The sequence below is a fragment of the Salmonella sp. SAL00653 genome (genome assembly GCF_046552515.1).
In the GTDB taxonomy this organism is placed as follows: Bacteria; Pseudomonadota; Gammaproteobacteria; order Enterobacterales; family Enterobacteriaceae; genus Salmonella; species Salmonella enterica.
On the sequence record NZ_JBGDTY010000040.1, the window covers coordinates 1 to 2465 of the forward strand.

Consider the following 2465-nt stretch of genomic DNA (forward strand, 5'->3'; position numbering starts at 1 on the left):
TCGAGTATACCAATATTATTTTAAAAGAGATGGGCCACGCAGCACCTCCAAGAATCGCCTACGAATTTAGTAATTGACACTCATCAAAAAATGCAAAATCCCACGATGCTACAACACAGTAACCAGTTCAGGTCTGAGCTAATACAGGTCAGCAGTCCATAGACACTGGCTCCTGTCAGGATGCCACCTGCTAACCCAGTACCAGAAATCGATTCGGACATTCATCCCCCTCTGGTTGTGTGGGGCCTCTCAGTTATGAGGGGAAATAATAAATATCCTCCGGCTATGCCGGAGGATATTTATTCATAAAGAACACAATTAAGAATAATACCGATTTAATTAAAATAACTTGATCTCACAGTTGAAGAATGAATAATAGCGAGCCCTGCCAAGGCAGGGCATAGAAATAACCAACGAGAAGAAATAGGTAGGAACTAATGAAAAACACCGCTCTGGGTAAGTTCATTTTTATCGTCGGCACCGCGTTACTGCTCGGTGGCTGTAGTGGCATGGTCATGCCTCCCTATGCCACCCACGGTACATCAGTCGGAATCATTGCGCCGGCGGGAGGCTATAGCGAGTGGCACACGGATAGCCGCAACCACACCACAGGAGACAGTCACAGCCAGTCACAGGGAAACTGCACCCAAAGTGAAGATAGCCAGCTCAGCGAAAATGGTCTCACACGGACACACCAAAGCAACTGTAACACCCGTAGTCAAACCCACAGCAGTAGCACCAGCAAAACCCGCTCCAGCAGCGTCGGTTTCAGCGTCGGGGGGCCTGTTGGTGCTAGCATAGGGTTGATCAAGCAGATGGAGTCGATGAGCCGTGCGCCAGCCAACGATATGAGTAGTAATGAGATGTTCAAGAATTTCGGTTTCTAGCACATAACGCCACCTGGTACCGTTGTGGTGTCTGGCCCGGCGGCTATCTGTAACGACTCACAATCGAAAAAAGTCAGACTCGCAATCAGCGCAAATTTTGGCTCACAATAACTGCAACTGAAATCGGACGTGGACTCACGCTAAGTGAGAGCGAAATCCGACGCTCAGAGCCAAATGAGAAGTTTTTTCCATTGGCAGTAATTGTGAGCCAGCAAAAATAGATTGTGAGTCCATTGAATGGGGATCGTTGTGCATTTTCATAAGCCTCACCTCCGATAGCTCGGATGGCGCAGTGTGAAGTAGGAAGGCCGCCCGGTGGATCAACGACAAAACTCAGAGGGATTATTCCGGACGGCACAAACAGAAAAGCCCCGGCAATCACCGAGGCTTAAATTGTTGCCGGTTACCGCTCCGGCGCGATCAGCAAAAGCTATCGCGGTATCAGATTGTGGTCCTGCCTGTGTGAGCTTTGCGGTCGGCTGGAACATGTAGACTCCGCATCACTCCCCGCACTTTGTCTTATTGGCGTCGGGAATCCATAAAAGAAAACCCCGCCGAGGCGAGGTTCTTAATTCTTGTAACGTCACAGGCATAATAACCCATCGTTGGAATCAGGTTAGCCATTTTCCGTTAAGTTTGCAATAGCTAAATTATTTTGGTCATCGAGTCACGTTTCCCAGAACCTTTTCTGCATACGATTCCTCAATATGGCAATGCTCCACCAGCCGATCGAAAAACAGTTTATAGTTGTACCGCCATACCATTTCCGTTACTCCTAGTGCTTTAAAAATCTCGGTATCTTTGAGACGTGGGTAGCCTCTTCCCTTGCATCTTGGGCATTTTTTATAAACCGGCACGCCCTGCAACTCAGATTTTTTCTTATCGAGAATTTCTCCGCGTCCCCGGCAACGACATTCATTTTTCACATGGCCTTTGCCATCACACGCCTTACACACTACGCGCACCTGCTCACGAACTGATTTCCACACCTCCCAGTCGGACGGAGAAATACCTTTCGTATCTTTTACCCATTTTGGTGGCTTACCATCCGGATAGGTAACCTTGTTCGTGAAAACCTCAGCATCAATTAATTTAGCACCATGACAGCTACTGCACGTCACCAGGCTGGCCGCGCTGAGGGAATAATCGCGAAATACATAACGCGCCATAGTGTCGAGAAATTTTGAACGCTTACCCTCTTCCATTTTCCGTAATGCCCCATGCCGTTCTGCACGCTGCTCTGCTAATAGCCTGATATAGGCGATGATATTTTCAGAAGATAAAACCCCAGCTTTTGCAAGATACAATTCAATACCCACTGCGGCTTTTGCAGTAAGTAGCCCGAGGGATGCCATTACGTCAGTAATAGTCAGCGTATCAGACGTTATTCCGCATGGTACTGCGCCGGGCATCATGGATTTAGGTGAAAAATATTTCGGTAAGGACTCAAGATTCATTTCGATGCTCCCGTTTTGCTTCAATGCGGACGTAATTACGAAGAATGCGGTAGTCAACCAACACCGACCCCGGACGGCGGTAAATACGGAGGCGCTGCCAGCGCATGCGGAGTATCTCGAT

The 2465-nt window shown here is 48.2% G+C and carries 5 protein-coding genes; 2 read left to right on the forward strand and 3 right to left on the reverse strand.

The features are described 5' to 3' along the window. The coding region (locus ACLJRU_RS23260) for a PipA/GogA/GtgA family type III secretion system effector (RefSeq protein WP_139774152.1) at positions 1 to 77 on the forward strand (77 nt) is incomplete at its 5' end. Between the two features lie 360 nt (positions 78 to 437). After that, on the forward strand, positions 438 to 887 hold the full coding sequence (locus tag ACLJRU_RS23265) for a hypothetical protein (protein WP_001540678.1): 450 nt from the start codon (positions 438 to 440) through the stop codon (positions 885 to 887). 135 nt (positions 888 to 1022) lie between these two features. Here ACLJRU_RS23265 and ACLJRU_RS23270 read toward each other — a convergent pair whose 3' ends face one another. The 3 genes from ACLJRU_RS23270 to ACLJRU_RS23280 form a co-directional block, all read right to left on the reverse strand. Next, positions 1023 to 1148 carry a hypothetical protein gene (locus ACLJRU_RS23270; protein WP_001534733.1) on the reverse strand — a complete coding sequence of 42 codons (126 nt, stop codon included), beginning with the start codon at positions 1146 to 1148 and terminating at the stop codon, positions 1023 to 1025. 398 nt (positions 1149 to 1546) lie between these two features. After that, entirely contained in the window at positions 1547 to 2344 is a 798-nt protein-coding gene (locus ACLJRU_RS23275; RefSeq protein WP_001047630.1) for an antitermination protein, read from the reverse strand. Further along, a partial coding sequence (locus ACLJRU_RS23280) for a YlcG family protein (RefSeq protein ID WP_410957050.1) occupies positions 2334 to 2465 on the reverse strand: 132 nt, incomplete at its 5' end. The genes ACLJRU_RS23280 and ACLJRU_RS23275, both read right to left, overlap by 11 nt.

Bases quoted from the DNA above. Each gene is read 5' to 3' on its own strand.
- ACLJRU_RS23265 (WP_001540678.1), top strand. From the start codon at position 438: ATGAAAAACACCGCTCTGGGTAAGTTCATTTTTATCGTCGGCACCGCG.
- ACLJRU_RS23270 (WP_001534733.1), bottom strand. From the start codon at position 1,148: ATGAAAATGCACAACGATCCCCATTCAATGGACTCACAATCTATTTTT.
- ACLJRU_RS23275 (WP_001047630.1), bottom strand. From the start codon at position 2,344: ATGAATCTTGAGTCCTTACCGAAATATTTTTCACCTAAATCCATGATG.